Origin of the sequence: Bacillus sp. BPN334, from assembly GCF_008368885.1 — a bacterium.
Lineage (GTDB): Bacteria > Bacillota > Bacilli > Bacillales > Bacillaceae_G > Bacillus_A > Bacillus_A wiedmannii.
The window spans coordinates 71,269-87,157 of record NZ_QOZW01000014.1; the positions used below are offsets into that span (position 1 = coordinate 71,269).

The following is a 15,889-nucleotide window of genomic DNA, read 5'->3' on the forward strand; positions in this document are numbered from 1 at the left end:
AATAATTCCACATTTATAGTCAACTAATACCTTCTCTAACGTTGCCTATAATATCTGATATAATATAATGGTATTCTAGAAGTTCGGACAATATATCATATAATTTTGTCCAATTTCATATGACTATTAAAAAATACCTTTTGTTTGCATCGCAAGTTGTGTAACATAAAAAACCTTTCTTCTAGAACTTATTCACTAAAAGAAAGGTTCATGACTTATGATTTTAAAAAAATTGGTTCTCCATTCTTTACCGTATACGGTAAAGAATACGCAGGTACAAATGGAGAATCTTTCGAAAGTATATTCCGAATATCTTCCCCCTCCTTAAATTGCCCTTCATTTTTTTTCAACGCTTCATATAAATCGATTCGATAATCAACATAAATTTCTCCCTTTTCATTGATTACAAAAGGAAGCCCTTTACCAGAATACGGACTTGTCACTTGCGGTACATCTTTATATCCTAGTTTTTTGAAATCTAATTCATACACACCATCTGAAATTACCTTTTTAAAAGGTGGATATTGATGTTCATCTCGATACATCCTAAGCTTTAATGATAATTCCTGGATTTGTTCAGCCATCCTAACATCAATTAACTTTACTGTCGGGTTTGTTTCAACGTCTATTAATACGTATTGGTATACTCCTCCACTTTCATACGCATTTCCTGGCGCTTCTTGTATGTAGCGCGGAGCAATCTTTTGAAAATCAATTGGATACTTTTGATAAATAGGCGTACTCATATCCCGCGTCTTAATTGGCAATATACCCCCATTTTGCTCCTTAAATGTCACTATAGCTTTTTGAACAACCTGTATCTGATCTTCATAAGGAACAGCATTTTGTTTCATATTTTCTTTCGGATACAGACATCCTGTTAAAAGGCTCATACAACAAAATATTAAAATAATATGGACTTTTTTCACTAGCAATCACCTTTTCATACTAATATAACTTGCTCCGTATGTAGCATTTTCGAGACCATTCCCTTTACTGCTGTACAGGTCCACTAAATACAACAAGAAAAATAACAATTCCTGACACAATCATAAGGGTGTACGCTACTAACGCTGTAATCCCTTTCAAAAATTTATTCTTTATTTTGTATCTACTTAGTAAAATAAAACTTACTGCAAAAAACATAAATCCAATTGCTCCTAAAGCAAACCACATTTTTATGAGCCCTTCTGACATATACACACCCCTTTTTATTAATCTATTTTTATACTATTTTAACAAATTAAAATCTTTAAACAAATACAAAAAGAACATTTTACTACAAATTACGAATATATAACTTTAATCAACAGGTTTTTTCGCATCTTCCACTAATCTAGATAAAAATAAAACCGAAGCGAGTATATCTCTCGCTTCGGTTGACCAAATATGCCCAAAACAGCTCTATTCCCATACTTTCATGGCTATCATATGCAATCTACAAACTCTTTGTTTCTTATATTTTATTTTTTAAACATTTTGCTTAACGAGCCAAAATCAGCGGGCATATTATTGTTAATGATCGCTTTTACAATTTGATCCTCTTGTTCTTTCGGCACTTCACGTCCTGCCATAAGAGCCACTTGATGAATCAATTGACGAAGCACAGTCTCATCACGTAAGTTCGCATTCTGTACAGATGATGCTAATTTAAAAATATCTTCTTTATTCACTTTCGCTTCTTTTTCAATGTTATTAAAAATGTTATTATCCATTCTTTTCACCCTCTCCTCAAGTTACTCTTCATCCTATGCAAAATTAAAAAAATGGTGAAAAGACCCATAAAAATAAAAAGCGACAGAAGTACAAATGTACTTCTGTCGCTTTTCTTTAAAGTAAGTCAGGTATAGCTTCCACTTCATGTTTTCGAACACGTCCCATTAATGAGCCTACTGCATCTTTCACATTATTCCCATTGAACAGCACGTCATATAAAGCAGCTGTAATCGGCATTTCAACTTCCATTTTCTCTGCTAATTCGTGAGCAGCTTTCGTTGTTCTTACACCTTCTACAACCATACCCATGCTTTCTAACACCTCTTCTAAAGAGTGTCCTTTTCCAAGCATATTTCCAGCGCGCCAATTTCGGCTATGAACACTTGTACAAGTTACAATTAAGTCTCCCATACCAGTTAGACCAGCAAACGTTAATGGATTTCCGCCCATTTTTCTTCCTAAACGAGCAATCTCCGTTAAACCACGTGTCATTAATGCCGCTTTCGCATTATCACCTAATCCAAGTCCATCAGTTATCCCAGCAGCTAATGCGATAATATTTTTTAACGCACCACCAAGCTCAACCCCAACAATATCCGGATTTGTGTATACACGGAAGTAACTATTCATAAACAAATCTTGTACTTCCTCAGCAGCTTCCATACGCTTTGCTGCAGACGTAACCGTCGTCTCTTGACGTAAACCGACTTCTTCAGCATGACTCGGTCCAGACAGTACAACAACGTCTTTAATCAAGCCCTCTGGAATTTCTTCCTCAATCACTTCCGAAATACGTTTTGACGTACCAGGTTCAATCCCTTTACTTGCATGAATCCAAGTAGTCGGACCCGCTACATATTTCTTCATATCTTGTAATACCTCTCTATACGCTTTCGTTGGTACTACAAGAAGTACTACATTTACATCTACTAATGCTTCTTCTAAAGAAGAGTAGGCTGCGATTGTGCTTGGCAATGTAATTCCTGGAAGGTATCGACTATTCTCATGTTTTGTATTAATCTCATCCATAAGTTCAGAACGATTTCCCCAAATACGTACATCATGTCCATTGTCAGCTAATACCATCGCTAACGCTGTTCCCCAGCTACCTGCTCCAACTACTGTGATTTTTGTCATAAAATCACATCCTCTCCATTAGTCTCTTGCTCTAGCGATAATGTGAATCGGCGTTCCTACAAAACCGAACGCTTCACGTAAACGATTCTTTAAGAAGCGCTCATATGAAAAGTGCATTAATTCTGTATCGTTTACAAATATAACAAATGTTGGTGGTTTTACCGCAACCTGTGTCGCATAGAAGATTTTCAGACGGCTACCATTATGAGTTGGTGTTGGATTCATCGCTACCGCATCCATAATTACATCATTTAATACGTTCGTTTGAATACGGATACTATGACTTTCATTTACTTCATTAATAACTGGTAATAATGTTTGTGTACGTTTTTTCGTTTTCGCAGATAAGAATACAATCGGTGCGTACTCTAAAAATTGGAAATGAGCACGGATGTTTTCTTCAAATGCTTTCATTGTTTTTTCATCTTTTTTCACTGCATCCCATTTGTTTACGACGATAATAACAGCACGTCCTGAATCATGAGCATATCCAGCAATTTTTTTATCCTGTTCAATAATTCCTTCTTCTCCGTCTAAAACGACTAAAACAACGTCAGAACGTTCAATCGCTCTAAGCGCACGAAGTACACTATACTTTTCTGTGCTTTCGTATACTTTCCCTTTTTTACGCATACCAGCTGTATCGATGATTACATAATCTTGACCATCTTTACTATATGGTGTATCAACAGCATCACGTGTCGTTCCCGCTATATTACTTACAATTACACGTTCTTGACCAAGAAGTGCATTTACAAGTGATGATTTCCCTACATTTGGACGGCCAATTAAAGAGAAACGGATTGTTTCATCATCATACGCTTCTTCTTCAATCTTTGGAAAATGATTTGCAGCTTCATCTAACAAATCACCAAGTCCTAAACCGTGTGTACCTGAAATCGGGAATGGCTCGCCAAATCCTAATGCATAAAAATCATAAATATCACTACGCATTTCTGGATTATCAACCTTATTTACCGCAAGTACAATTGGTTTTTTAGAACGATATAAAATTTTAGCAACTTCTTCATCTGCTGCAGTTACACCATCGCGACCATTCGTCATAAAAATGATAACATCTGCTTCATCAATCGCTACTTCCGCTTGTTGACGAATTTGTGTCAAGAACGGCTCGTCTCCAATATCAATTCCACCTGTATCAATAATGTTAAATTCATGATTTAACCATTCTCCCGCACTATAAATACGGTCTCGTGTTATACCTGGTATATCTTCTACGATTGAAACTCTTTCTCCAACAATTCTATTGAAAATAGTAGATTTTCCTACGTTCGGGCGGCCTACTATTGCTATTACTGGTTTCGGCATATACTTTCATCCTTTCAACTTGCTTCTGTTTATTATGTAAAAAACCCTTCTTTGTGCAAGAAGGGATTTGCATTCCAGAATATTTCTCAGCGTATCAAAACACCTCACATTATACCACACGTTACTAATGTTTCACAATAATATATACATTCTCTTGTAAGCGATGCGCAATACCATCTAAAATTGCCTCTAAATTATTTGCAACAAATTCTAACTCATCTGTCGATTCACAAGTAAACAAAGGGGCACCACCAGCAAATTTCTCCGGCGTTGTTGTAATAACCGCGAGAATCACACTTTCTAACATCATCTTTTATCTCCCCTTCCTTTCGGGGCTTCCGATGACATATGAACAGCACTTTCTAACGTCGGCACATTCCCTATGACACCTATCGCTTTCTCTGCATCTTGATCTTGTGGCAAGACAAAAATCCCAACCCTACCATCTTCTAAATCACGCTTTGCCAACGGCACAAGCGCTGGCGTACCAGAATCTCTATAAATCCCTAAAGCAACAGAAACATCATGTAAAATAGCTTGTCGTTGTCCTAAGTTTGAGATTGTCACCATCGCATCAATTGTTTTCGGCCTTAAAATAAAGCCCATTCCATATTTCATAATTTCCTCTTGCCTTGCTGGCAATCCAATATTCATAATGTAAATGTTATCAATATACAGCCCCGCTCCTTCAAAACGAAGTGGAACATGCTCGATATCAACAAGATCATGTAACCTTCTGCCAGACATTAATTTTTTCGCGATAATAAATGCGATTATAGCCATAATTACTCCAGCAATCCACGAATGGAATCCTATATACGCAAACGTCGTTGCAAACGACGTTAACATCGCCAAATAGTTTCGACTTTCAAAAACTAACGCAATCCCTTCAATATATGTATTTCCACGCGGTACGAGCTCATATCCATCTAATTGTTGAAGGGTATTTCTTTCCATATTACGCACATCACGAAACTGTGTTGCTGCTAATGTAAGAAATGTAATAGCAGAAAAATCTTTTTTCAAAATTGACGGAATCGCAATCGCTCCTAAAGCCGCTGCAATTAACCCCATCGCAACGTGAATAATTTTTCCGTGGAGCCTCGTCGGATATTGACGCGTATCTGTCCGGAGCATTAGCACTCTCGTTATTGTCCCCGCTATTACTCCGCATAAAATGGCCGGTGTATATTCAATCATGTATTACCCTCGCCTTTCTTTTACGTGCTTTCCTCTTGAACTGTTCCATGTATACTGATGCTTTTGCAATCCAAAACAAAATTGCCATGAAAAATGTAGCAACGGCGACGATATCAAAAAACGCTAAACTTCCGTAATCATAAGGGAAATGTAGTTTTCGAAAAATAAGTGTCACTAACAATTCCCCCTGTAACATTCCTATATAAAGAGAACATAATCGCAATATGCGATCCTCATGCAATAAAACCGATGCATACACAAGAGCACCACTTAACAAAAACAACCTGTCCACCACAATCCAAATCGGATCATATACTTCTAACAAATGAAAACTTGTATATAACATTGCAATAATAAGTGCCGAAAGTAAGCTATATAATTTTTTCCAAATAGAATATAGTGCGATTCCTATAAAAGCAACAATACAAAGCAAAAGTGCATTTACTGATACCGTGAATGAAGCAATCGTTACATGTAACGGAGAGCAAATAATAAAAATCAATATACAAACGCTTATCTTCCAGCGCATAGAGTCTTTTTTCATAAAAAAAGTTACAACGATCCACCCTATCCAAGCTAAAAAATAAAAAGTACTCCCTTCCATCATTTCACCTCCTATGTTTTCCATTATGGGAACTTTTTATGAAAGTTAATCCACTTTCTTCGCGCATAGTTTTTTCATATAACAGCAACACTTTTAATAAGGAGGTGCTATTCATTATGGGTAAAGATCGTCAAGAACGAAAACTAAGAGAATCACGACGCGTTGAATCTGATCGTGACCAATCACTACAATATCCGGGTGCAACTGGACTGGATACACCAGAGCAAGCCCGAAAACAAAATCAGCACTAATGAACACAAAAAGACGGTTTCGATATTGTACGAAACCGTCTTTTACATAATTATTTTAATGATTTTTACTTATATCAAAATAACATTTAACATCCGAATTTTTCTATGGTTTATTTTTATCTCCACCTATTTTTTCCTTTGCGAAATTAAACCCTCCCCAATAATTCAGTAGCAAACTATCTACATTTTCCAGCCTCTTTTTCAGTCGCAACTTGCACAAGATAGTGTTTATATAGGAATAATTTTATTTTGATAGAATATTAATTCCATTCCTCACCTTAAATTACTAAAACGAACAAAAAACAAAAAAATCAACCAAACGGTTGATTTTTTATCTTCTACTATAATGCGTCGTATCAATACCACGCTGCGTTAACCAATGATACGTTTCGCCCTTTACAACAAGAGGTACAGCCTGTAACTCTTCTATCGTCTTTGCACCAAGAGCTGTCATAATAAATTTCAAATCTGTATGTAAAAGATCAATTTCATCCACTAACTTCTCGATACCATCTTGCATTAAAATACGTAAAAAATATCCAGCAAACGCAGTTGTATTCGCCCCTAATGCGATTGCTTTCGCTACATCAAGCGCTGTTTGTATACCCCCAGATGCAATAAAAGAGAGGTTATTATTTGTAGAGGTTGCTTCAATAATCGAGGTTGCTGTTTGTATGCCCCAGTTATTAAAATAAGAAAGCATTCGCTGTCTTCTTTCATTTTCAACAGCAGCAAAATTTGTACCACCTTGTCCACCAATATCAATTGCCGTTACACCTATGCTCGCTAACTGTTGTACGGTTTCCTTACTCATCCCAAATCCAACTTCTTTCACAATGACAGGAACTTTACTATTTAATACAATTTTCTCAATGCGCTGAAGTACACCAGTAAAGTCACGGTCTCCTTCTGGCATCGTTAACTCTTGTATGACGTTTAAATGAATTTGCAATGCATTCGCTTCAATCATATTAACGGCACGCTCTGCTTGTTCGATAGTTGCCTCACTACCTAAATTAGCAAAGAAAACACCATTCGGGTTTACCTTTCTGATAATCTTATAAGAAGCAGCCTCACTTTCATCTTTTAACGCCGCCATTTGCGACCCTACAGCCATAGCAAGATTATGATGTTTCGCTACATATGCTAATTGCTCATTAATATGTAACGTTCTCTCTCCCCCACCACCAGTCATCGCATTGATAAAAATCGGCGAACTTAGTGAAAGTTCGCCGATTTTTGTTTCACATGTTATTGAGTCATAACTTGAATTTGGCAATCCTTGATGCACAAAATCAATATCATGAAAGCCATGCGTACGAGACTGACCAGTAGAAAGAGCGTATTCAATATGATCTAATTTACGTTTTGCCCTTACCACTTGTACCCCTCTTTATTTCTTTAATTTTTTCAGTTGTTCACCAATAATATCACTTAATTGGAAAGTAGCAGAATCAGCATTTGGTTCATACTGACTGTAATCCTCAATTACATTATTTTCCTCAAGCGTTTCTTTTATACTTAAAGAAATACGTTTCTCTGCAACATGGACTTCAAGCACTTTCACTTTTACTTCTTGTCCCATTTCCAATACTTCATTTGGATTTTTCACGTGACGATTTGCAATTTGAGATACATGCACAAGACCTTCAACGCCAGGTAAAATTTCAACGAATGCACCGAATGTAACAAGACGTTTTACTACTCCCTCACGAATATCTCCAGCTTTTATTTCGCCAGCAACATTCTCCCAAGGTCCTGGCTGAGCTGCTTTAATTGATAAAGAAATACGTTGTGTATCAGCATCAACAGATAATACCTTTACCTTTACCTTTTGACCTTGCTCTAATACTTCAGAAGGTTGCTCTACACGTTCGTGTGAAATTTGTGAAATATGAACTAAACCGTCCACACCACCAACGTTAACGAAAGCACCAAAATCCGTTAATCGTTGCACTGTTCCTTCAACAACGTCTCCTTCTTTTAATGAAGAAATCGCTTCTTTTTTCTTAGAATCTAGTTCTAATTCTACTACTGCTTTATGCGAAAGGATTACACGATTTTTTTCGCGGTCTAATTCAACAATTTTCACGGCTAATGTTTTGCCTTTATAGTCAGTAAAATCTTCTACATAATGTACTTCTACAAGTGAAGCTGGGATAAAACCACGAACACCAAGGTCCACAACTAATCCACCATTCACGATATCTTTTACAGTAACATCAAACACATGACCAGAAGTAAATTTCTCTTGTAATTCTACCCATGCTTTTTCTGCATCAACAGCACGTTTAGATAAGACAAGATCATCTTCTTCTAATTTAATAATTTTCAATTCTAGTATTTGATCTAATTCTACAACATCGCTTGCTTTTTCAATATGAACGTTAGCTAATTCACTAATTGGAATTACGCCATCTGTTTTGTATCCAACATTTACAAGCACTTGTTTCTCTTCAACTTTCGTTACAGAACCTGTAACAACGTCACCAACTTGTAATTCTTTTGAATCCATAACTTCTTCATTCATTTTCTCTACCATGGAAATACCTCCCTACAGAATTGACAAAGCATTTTTATGTATATACGAAATGAAAACATATGTTTTCATTTGCATGTTTAAGAATTTATCATCACATACTCAGTTTTCATACATTTCACTAGAAAATATATTAAACCTATATAAATAGTATACAGCAAAATCATCTTGAAGAAAGTATGTTTTGAAATATAATAGCGAATATATTCTGAAAGTTTTATCCTTCTTTTACTAACTTCTTACAAATCCGATCATTTGTCAAGGAAAGAGACTCACAATTCACGCATCCTTTACATTGCTATATAAACAAAAAAGAAAGAGGTTATCCCCTTTCTTTATTTCGTAAACACTCCTGAAACAATACTCATAATTTTTTGGACAACTTCTTCAATTGATAAAGAAGTTGTATCTAATTCCAATGCATCATCAGCTTTCTTTAGAGGAGAAACTTCGCGTTCTGAATCTAATTTATCACGCTGAGCAATTTCTTTTTTTAACTGCTCTAAATTAGAATCGAAACCTTTATTTATATTTTCTAAATGTCTTCTTTCTGCTCTTTCTTCAACAGAAGCAAGCATAAAGATCTTCACTTCAGCATCTGGTAACACATGTGTACCAATATCACGGCCATCCATTACAACGCCGCCTTTTTCCGCTAACTCTTGTTGACGACGTACCATTTCTTCACGAACAAGGCGATGTTTCGCCACAATAGATACTCGATTCGTCACCTCAGGTGTACGAATTACTTCAGAAACATCTTGTCCATTTAAAAATACAAGTTGTGTATTTTCTCCTTGCTGAAACTCAATATTTACATTCTTTACAACTTCCATTAACTTCTCTTCATTTTCAATGTCCACTTTTTGTTCAAGGGCTGCATATGTAATCGTGCGGTACATTGCGCCTGTATCAATATAAACGTAAGAAAGTTTCTTTGCCACAACTTTTGCAACCGTACTTTTTCCAGCAGCTGCTGGACCATCTATAGCAATTGAAATTCGTTTATCCATTGTAACACCTCATTTTTTCACTTATAAAACAAAACGAAAAGCAGGTATTCTCCTGCTTCTTCTCATTTGCTTCACGTCATTAAATCCTCAATTATTGTAGCATAATCCTCCATAGAAGAAAATGAAAACTACCTATTCACCTGTAAGATTTCTGCTTTGTTTTTTACCATGACACCTTCATAATAAACAATTTTAGATAAATATTTCACTGATGACTTATGTATAAATAACAATTGCACAACAGAAAGACAAATGAATTGTATTACTAATATACGAATAAAAATTTTCTCCATCTTTTTCAATGTAATTGCTCCCTCCTATCCTACATTTACACATTTCGTTTCGTGATTTTATACATCGTATATATAGCAGCTAACTTTATTGTCATTTTCGAGGCATACTTTTATACATTTCCATTGTCGAATTTACTCAAAACATGTTATGTTCTAAATGTATTTTTCAACTTGAAAGGGGTATAAGCATTGAAAAGAATCCTAGTTTTACACACAGGTGGAACAATTGCAATGGAGGAAGATAAAGAAACTGGGGTCGTACAACCAGGTGAAAAAAATCCTCTTTTAAAATTTATTCCTGATTTAGAAGGCGATGTTGATTTAATCGTTGAAGACGTGTTCCATCTACCATCTCCTCATATGACACCGAGCGAAATGTTACAATTACAAGTCATCATTGATGAAAGAGTAAAACAAGACAACATTCATGGCGTAGTCATTACGCATGGTACGGATACATTAGAAGAAACAGCCTATTTCTTAGATTTAACAGTGCAAGCAACTATTCCAATCGTTGTAACAGGTGCAATGCGTTCTAGTAATGAATTAGGTGCTGATGGTCTATATAACTTCTTATCGGCTGTAAAAGTAGCTAGCTGTAGTGAAGCTGCTGAAAAAGGTGTTTTAGTCGTATTAAACGACGAAATCCATTGCGCTACAAATGTAACGAAAACACATACAAGTAACGTGGCAACATTCCAGAGTCCACAGTATGGACCAATTGGTATGGTAACAAAGCGCGGCGTTGTATTCCATCACGCTTTAGTACACCATGAAACATATTCAGTAAATAAGGTTTCTAAAAACGTAGTTGTTCTAAAAGCATACGCTGGTATGGACGATACATTGTTAGGAGCAATTGAAAACCTTCCAGTAGATGGGATTGTTATTGAAGCACTTGGACAAGGTAATTTACCTCCAAGAACACTTCCTAGTCTAGAACGATTAATCGACAAAGGAATTCCTGTCGTATTAGTTTCTCGCTGTTTCAATGGCATCGTGCAAGATGTATATTCATATGAAGGTGGCGGCAAACAATTAAAAGATATGGGTATTGTATTCACATACGGTTTAAATGCTCAAAAAGCACGTATTAAATTATTAGTTGCATTAGAGAATACAAATTCTCATGAAACAATCCAAAATATGTTTATGCACAATTAAAAAGAAGCTGTCGAAGTTTATTTCGACAGCTTCTTTTTATATTTCCCTTGACGCAATGGTTTGCGCAATCGCATCCCCATGAAATCGACCGTTCTCAATAAATATTTCATTTGCATTATTTCCAGCAGCAATTACACCTGCAATGAAAATATTTTCAGCGTTCGTTTCCATTGTATCCTCTGCATAAATCGGACGTCCTGTTTCTTCATCAATCCGAACACCCATCTTCGTTAAGAAACTATGATCAGGATGGTAACCAGTCATCGCAAATACAAAATCATTTTGGATTGTATATGCCTCATCATCGACTGTAAACGTTACTGTATGTTCAGTAATTTCTTTCACATGAGCCCTGAAATGCATTTGAATTGTGCCGCTTCGTACTAACGCCTCAAACTCCGGCAAAATCCACGGCTTAATGCTTGGTGAATACTCACTTCCGCGATATAAAACCGTTACACGCGCACCGGTTTTAACAAGTTCTAACGCGGCATCTATACTCGAGTTTTTCCCACCTATAACTACTACATCTCGATCAAAATAAGGATGTCCCTCTTTAAAATAGTGAGCTACTTTCTTCAGTTCCTCGCCAGGAACATTCATATAATTTGGATTGTCATAATATCCAGTTGCTACAACAACATATTTCGCTATATATATTTCTTTACTTCCGTCACGCTTTGTTGTCTCAACATGAAAAACTTCTCCATCTTTTTGTACTTTCTCCACTCGCTCAAAAGCATTTACACGTACAGATTTACGCTTTACTACTTCACGATAATACGCAAGCGCTTGATTTCGAACTGGCTTACGATTTTCTGTAATAAAAGCTACATCACCAATTTCTAATTTTTCACTAGAAGAGAAAAATGTTTGATGAGTTGGATAATTATAAATCGCATTTACAATGTTTCCTTTTTCAATTACTAACGGATTTATCCCTACCTTTTGCAACGAAATTGCTGCTGCTAATCCGCACGGACCGCCTCCAATTATGATAGCTGTTTCTTTCTGCATACTCAGCTCACTCCTAGTCTTCTACCAATACGCTATTTATAAAAACAAGAAAAAACCTACTTACAGCAGTAGGCACCTATCTTTATTGTATTCATTTTTCATATATTTGTCATCTAAACGAAACGTACATCCGATAGACATCTGCTAAAAACTGCTGAAATTTAATACCTTGTTTCCCTAATACATTTTCAGGATCAATCTTTCTAGCTGGGTCAAGTGTTTTATGTGATACGATATCTTTCTTCGGATTCAAGCCGAAGTTTTGACATAAATACGCATGATACCACGTAAAACGGGTATATGCTTCCCAAAAGTTAACATCACCGCCATAACAAAGTTCCACTCCAATGGCAGCCTTATTGGCATCATAACCATATAAGTCATTATCTGTCGGCACACCATATCGAACGTGATAGGCAACTTCATTTATAGGAACAATTTCCAATATTGTTTTATCATCTATAAATGTATGTGCCGAAGCTTTCGGTTGTATTTCATTAAAATAATCCCGATTCCCTATCGCATTGCTACCAGGGTTCCCCGTATCATGACTTACAATAAACCTTACTTTAGAAAGAGGAATTCCCGGTCGTGAACTTCCATACCCAATATAGTTACGCTCTATAGGAAACATCGCCATTACTACCAACTCCCACTTCAGAAGATTACCTTACTTCTTTATATATGTATTCGGTAGCAATGTCCTTATCGCATATTTCTTACGCGAAGAGAAAATCGAAAATATTTGATGTGAACACCATAAATAATAAAATACTTACAGCAACTCCATAAAAACCGTAAAACCAAACACAATCTTCTTTCGTATCTAAACCGAAAAATTTATTTACAGATTGTAATAATGTGCCGCGCTTACTTTGTTTGTTTCTTAATACTTCCACTCGTTCTACAACATCTGCTGGCATCATAAATCTTTGGTCTACTGTCATTTTCATCATTTATCTCTCCTTAAAATCATTTCCGTTTTGTTTATCTAAGGAAAGTATAGCACGTTTGTTCGTGCAGAACAAGCGTTCTTTTTTGTTTTTATTTTATTTTTCAACAATCCAAGTAAGAATCGAGATTACAAAAGCGATAATCGGCCCTACTACAACTGCACCAAATATTAAAAACAGTAGTCCTTCTCCGAACATCCGAACGTTACTTGTTTTTCGGCCTTTCATCGTTCTTGAGAGTTCTCCCTCTAACCTCTTAACCTTTTCTTCTAATTGTTCTACTCGTTCCATCATTTCATTTTCCATATACAACACCTCACACTAATACTTCAACAAAAAAACGTGATTCCCTCGAAAGGAATCACGTTTTCTCACGATATAATATTATACCCAACCTCTGAAGCGACTTGCTTCAGCCATTTTACGAACACCGACCATATACGCAGCTAAGCGCATGTTCACTTTACGAACTTGTGCTGTTTCATAAATAGAATCAAATGATCTTACCATTACTTTTTCTAAACGTTGTTCTACTTCTTCTTCAGTCCAGTAGTAACCTTGGTTATTTTGTACCCACTCAAAGTAAGATACTGTCACACCGCCAGCACTTGCTAATACGTCTGGAACAAGTAAAATTCCGCGATCTGTTAAAATTTTAGTTGCTTCTAATGTTGTTGGACCATTTGCAGCTTCAACAACGATTTTCGCTTTAATATTATTAGCATTTTCTTCTGTAATTTGGTTCTCAATTGCAGCTGGAACTAAAATGTCGCAATCCAGTTCTAACAATTCTTTGTTTGAAATTGTATTATTAAATAGTTTTGTTACTGTACCGAAGCTATCACGACGGTCTAATAAATAATCAATATCTAATCCGTTTGGATCATGCAATGCACCGTAAGCATCCGAGATTGCAATAACTTTCGCGCCTGCATCATGCATAAATTTAGCTAAGAAGCTACCAGCATTACCGAATCCTTGAACAACAACGCGTGCACCTTTAATATCAATGTCGCGTTTTTTTGCAGCTTCGCGAATACAAATTGTTACACCTTTCGCCGTTGCTGTTTCACGTCCATGTGATCCACCTAATACAAGTGGCTTACCTGTAATAAATCCTGGTGAATTAAATTCATCAATACGGCTATATTCATCCATCATCCATGCCATGATTTGAGAGTTTGTGAATACATCTGGAGCTGGAATATCTTTCGTCGGTCCTACGATTTGGCTAATTGCTCGTACATAACCGCGGCTTAATCTTTCTAACTCACGGAATGACATTTCACGTGGGTCACAGATAATTCCACCTTTACCTCCACCGTATGGTAAATCAACAATACCACATTTTAAACTCATCCAAATTGAAAGTGCTTTCACTTCATTTTCTGTTACATTCGGATGGAAGCGAATTCCACCTTTCGTTGGACCAACAGCATCATTATGTTGTGCACGATATCCTGTAAATATTTTAACAGTCCCGTCATCCATACGAACTGGTATTTTCACTGTCATCATACGAATTGGTTCTTTTAATAATTCATATACTTCGTTTGGATAACCCAATTTTTCTAATGCTTCACTAATAACAATTTGTGTCGAATTCAATAGTTCAAAATGTTGTTCCCTTTGTTGTTGTGTTTTTGTTTGAGTTCCCTTTTCGGCTACCATAGTAAGTAAACCCCCTGTAATTTCACTTGTTTAGTAAACCTTCATTGCCTAGTATACACCGTTAAATTTGGAATGCAATAGAAAACGCTAACAAATATATACAAACTATTTCCTGTTGCAAGCGTTTTCACTATCATTATAGTCCTTTTATCGCTTTTAGAAAAGTAAAATACTTAAATATTTAAATATTTTTTATTTTACTTATATATAACAACTTAAGAAGATATTTTTAAGTATAGTAAAGAGCACCCAAATATTTATGATTCCCGCTATACCATTAATCGTTTTGACATTTTCAGACCAACATTTTAGGTTTCTCCAAATAAAAAACAAAACCTTAGCTTTGTTATATTAGCTAAGGTTTTGTTTTTTCACAAAGTAATTGTGTATTTGTTCAATTGCTTGAGAAGCCATTAATTCTTTACCATACTCCATTAGACGATAAATAGTTGCTGTAGACGGATTACCATATTCCGCTAAAATAGCTATAAAATCTGCCTTCAGTAATTGAACTTGCTCCTCTTCTTCCATCCAAAGATAGAAACGCCCATCCCACGTATATAGTTTTCCGCCAGTTACATCAAGGTTATATAAACGATTCGACAGGTTAATTACGTCATCTAGTGTAGCAAACTCATAAAGTATATGCTCGCTTTCATCTAGAGTCACTTGCATTTCAATAAACTCGTCACGGAACTCATCATCTGTATCCACATCTTGATGTTCTTTCGTTACAATTACGACCATTCCTTGCGCTTGTAGAGAAAATACTTCAACTGCAATCGGGCCATCCGCTTCAAACCCTAGTTCCTTATTTGCTTCTTGCATCATATCACGAAATAATTGCTGTACTTTCGGTGCATTTCTCCACAAATCTTCTTTTGTTAACCCTCGTTCAGATAAATCATCAAATGTTAAGAAAATTTTTATCTTATTGTAATTTAATCGTTCCAGCCTCATCTCATACCCTCCCTACGTAACCAATGAATATAATTTTTATTA

At 36.0% G+C, this 15,889-nt stretch carries 20 protein-coding genes; 2 read left to right on the top strand and 18 right to left on the bottom strand.

Annotated features, from left to right (window positions below):
• Window positions 1–215 precede the first annotated feature (215 nt).
• The 8 genes from DN393_RS22795 to DN393_RS22830 form a co-directional block, all read right to left on the bottom strand.
• Window positions 216–929 carry a hypothetical protein gene (locus tag DN393_RS22795; RefSeq protein ID WP_149173972.1) on the bottom strand — a complete coding sequence of 238 codons (714 nt, stop codon included), beginning with the start codon at window positions 927–929 and terminating at the stop codon, window positions 216–218.
• A 64-nt stretch (window positions 930–993) separates the two neighbouring features.
• Window positions 994–1,197 carry a DUF2768 domain-containing protein gene (locus tag DN393_RS22800; RefSeq protein ID WP_001288995.1) on the bottom strand — a complete coding sequence of 68 codons (204 nt, stop codon included), beginning with the start codon at window positions 1,195–1,197 and terminating at the stop codon, window positions 994–996.
• A 266-nt stretch (window positions 1,198–1,463) separates the two neighbouring features.
• On the bottom strand, window positions 1,464–1,715 hold the full coding sequence (locus DN393_RS22805) for a stage VI sporulation protein F (RefSeq protein ID WP_000369753.1): 252 nt from the start codon (window positions 1,713–1,715) through the stop codon (window positions 1,464–1,466).
• Between the two features lie 115 nt (window positions 1,716–1,830).
• Window positions 1,831–2,853 carry an NAD(P)H-dependent glycerol-3-phosphate dehydrogenase gene (locus DN393_RS22810; protein ID WP_000161770.1) on the bottom strand — a complete coding sequence of 341 codons (1,023 nt, stop codon included), beginning with the start codon at window positions 2,851–2,853 and terminating at the stop codon, window positions 1,831–1,833.
• An 18-nt stretch (window positions 2,854–2,871) separates the two neighbouring features.
• On the bottom strand, window positions 2,872–4,182 hold the full coding sequence (der, locus tag DN393_RS22815) for a ribosome biogenesis GTPase Der (protein WP_001125888.1): 1,311 nt from the start codon (window positions 4,180–4,182) through the stop codon (window positions 2,872–2,874).
• Between the two features lie 124 nt (window positions 4,183–4,306).
• Window positions 4,307–4,492, bottom strand: coding sequence for a capping complex subunit for YIEGIA (locus DN393_RS22820; protein WP_000979052.1), 186 nt, complete (start codon window positions 4,490–4,492; stop codon window positions 4,307–4,309).
• Complete coding sequence (locus DN393_RS22825) at window positions 4,489–5,382, bottom strand: YIEGIA family protein (RefSeq protein ID WP_064476620.1); 894 nt, start codon at window positions 5,380–5,382, stop codon at window positions 4,489–4,491. The genes DN393_RS22820 and DN393_RS22825 overlap by 4 nt, the downstream gene beginning before the upstream one ends.
• Window positions 5,375–5,986 carry a YphA family membrane protein gene (locus tag DN393_RS22830; RefSeq protein WP_000399216.1) on the bottom strand — a complete coding sequence of 204 codons (612 nt, stop codon included), beginning with the start codon at window positions 5,984–5,986 and terminating at the stop codon, window positions 5,375–5,377. The genes DN393_RS22825 and DN393_RS22830 overlap by 8 nt, the downstream gene beginning before the upstream one ends.
• Before the next feature lie 116 nt (window positions 5,987–6,102).
• On the opposite strand from DN393_RS22830, the gene DN393_RS22835 reads away from it, so the two are divergent.
• The gene (locus DN393_RS22835) at window positions 6,103–6,237 is read left to right on the top strand and encodes a YpzI family protein (protein WP_000513900.1); all 135 of its coding nucleotides are present in this window, start codon (window positions 6,103–6,105) and stop codon (window positions 6,235–6,237) included.
• Between the two features lie 331 nt (window positions 6,238–6,568).
• On the opposite strand, the gene DN393_RS22840 is transcribed toward DN393_RS22835, so the two are convergent.
• The 4 genes from DN393_RS22840 to DN393_RS31690 form a co-directional block, all read right to left on the bottom strand.
• Window positions 6,569–7,618: a type 2 isopentenyl-diphosphate Delta-isomerase gene (locus DN393_RS22840; protein ID WP_088048403.1), complete on the bottom strand. Its 1,050-nt coding sequence runs from the start codon at window positions 7,616–7,618 to the stop codon at window positions 6,569–6,571.
• Between the two features lie 12 nt (window positions 7,619–7,630).
• A complete protein-coding gene (rpsA, locus tag DN393_RS22845) occupies window positions 7,631–8,779 on the bottom strand; it encodes a 30S ribosomal protein S1 (RefSeq protein ID WP_000229549.1) in 1,149 nt (382 codons plus the stop codon).
• Window positions 8,780–9,111: 332 nt separating this feature from the next.
• Complete coding sequence (gene cmk, locus DN393_RS22850; protein WP_088048402.1) at window positions 9,112–9,789, bottom strand: (d)CMP kinase; 678 nt, start codon at window positions 9,787–9,789, stop codon at window positions 9,112–9,114.
• Between the two features lie 128 nt (window positions 9,790–9,917).
• On the bottom strand, window positions 9,918–10,091 hold the full coding sequence (locus DN393_RS31690; protein ID WP_000738047.1) for a YpfB family protein: 174 nt from the start codon (window positions 10,089–10,091) through the stop codon (window positions 9,918–9,920).
• Window positions 10,092–10,271: 180 nt separating this feature from the next.
• Here DN393_RS31690 and ansA point away from each other — a divergent pair, with 180 nt between their 5' ends.
• Window positions 10,272–11,246 carry an asparaginase gene (gene ansA, locus DN393_RS22855; RefSeq protein ID WP_081257388.1) on the top strand — a complete coding sequence of 325 codons (975 nt, stop codon included), beginning with the start codon at window positions 10,272–10,274 and terminating at the stop codon, window positions 11,244–11,246.
• A gap of 36 nt (window positions 11,247–11,282) precedes the next feature.
• On the opposite strand, the gene DN393_RS22860 is transcribed toward ansA, so the two are convergent.
• The 6 genes from DN393_RS22860 to DN393_RS22885 all read right to left on the bottom strand — a co-directional run bounded on the left by DN393_RS22860 (window position 11,283) and on the right by DN393_RS22885 (window position 15,847).
• Window positions 11,283–12,263 (bottom strand): YpdA family putative bacillithiol disulfide reductase, encoded by a 981-nt coding sequence (locus tag DN393_RS22860; RefSeq protein WP_001168483.1) that lies wholly within the window; start codon window positions 12,261–12,263, stop codon window positions 11,283–11,285.
• A gap of 109 nt (window positions 12,264–12,372) precedes the next feature.
• The gene (locus tag DN393_RS22865; protein ID WP_001240648.1) at window positions 12,373–12,903 is read right to left on the bottom strand and encodes a peptidoglycan recognition protein family protein; all 531 of its coding nucleotides are present in this window, start codon (window positions 12,901–12,903) and stop codon (window positions 12,373–12,375) included.
• A 79-nt stretch (window positions 12,904–12,982) separates the two neighbouring features.
• Window positions 12,983–13,219, bottom strand: coding sequence for a DUF3961 domain-containing protein (locus tag DN393_RS22870; RefSeq protein WP_001983018.1), 237 nt, complete (start codon window positions 13,217–13,219; stop codon window positions 12,983–12,985).
• A 93-nt stretch (window positions 13,220–13,312) separates the two neighbouring features.
• Window positions 13,313–13,522, bottom strand: coding sequence for a hypothetical protein (locus DN393_RS22875; RefSeq protein ID WP_064476622.1), 210 nt, complete (start codon window positions 13,520–13,522; stop codon window positions 13,313–13,315).
• A 78-nt stretch (window positions 13,523–13,600) separates the two neighbouring features.
• Window positions 13,601–14,887, bottom strand: a complete 1,287-nt coding sequence (gudB, locus tag DN393_RS22880; RefSeq protein ID WP_000225171.1) for an NAD-specific glutamate dehydrogenase — start codon at window positions 14,885–14,887, stop codon at window positions 13,601–13,603.
• 351 nt (window positions 14,888–15,238) lie between these two features.
• Window positions 15,239–15,847, bottom strand: coding sequence for a genetic competence negative regulator (locus DN393_RS22885; protein ID WP_001235391.1), 609 nt, complete (start codon window positions 15,845–15,847; stop codon window positions 15,239–15,241).
• Window positions 15,848–15,889: the final 42 nt, after the last annotated feature.